Below are 789 nucleotides of genomic sequence, written 5' to 3' on the forward strand. Positions count from 1 at the left end.
TTCACAGCCATTAAAATAATTAAGAAGTTCTTTTTCAGTATTGTATTTATAAGATCCTGAATCCCTTAATACATTAATTCCATCAACCCAAATATCGATATGCAAATTGTCTGACTGTGCTGGTCTATCTTTATATGCTCCACATCTAACAAAGGTTTTTACATTCTCTTCCTGAAGAATATAATATCCACCAACATTGAATTGGTTGATTTCTTTAGGCTTCAAATATGCTGACTTATGTACATCACTTAATCCATACCAAGAGACACTCTCAGTAGAAAAATGAATATTGCTATCTAAGACGGCTCTTAAATCGTCTAGCTGCGATCTGTAATTTCTATAATTCGCATCCGTTAATTTAAAAAAAAGAGCGCCATCATTAGAACCATAATTTGGTAATTCTCCTGAAACAGGATCAGTACAAGCGTCAAGGAAATCAAGCGATTTTCGTGCCCGTTCATACACTATTGTATCAAAGGTTTCATTGTTGAGTTTCGCTAATTGAATTCCCCAGGTCAAAAGTTGAACCACCACGCGATGATAATTCATTGAAAACTGTAAAAATGTACCATCTTCATCAATTTGATAGGCAATTTCTTTTTCAAACCATTTTTTGCCCTTTTCACTCCATTTCTTAGTTTCTGGCATAAAAGGGAACAATTTATCAGATAAATACAATGTTAATGTTTCAGTTATTGCATGATTATTTCTCACCGCAATTCTCGAAAAATGAATATTATTATATACATGGTGTAATTGCCAGTAAATGGCATTCATGATTTTTTGAAA

1 protein-coding gene is annotated in these 789 nt (G+C 32.8%); it reads right to left on the reverse strand.

Annotated elements, in window-relative coordinates:
- A partial coding sequence (locus A9Q93_RS10215; RefSeq protein ID WP_303687299.1) for a heparinase II/III family protein occupies window positions 1–777 on the reverse strand: 777 nt, incomplete at its 3' end.
- Between the last annotated feature and the right edge of the window lie 12 nt (window positions 778–789).

The sequence above is a fragment of the Nonlabens dokdonensis genome (assembly GCF_002162835.1).
Lineage (GTDB): Bacteria > Bacteroidota > Bacteroidia > Flavobacteriales > Flavobacteriaceae > Nonlabens > Nonlabens dokdonensis_B.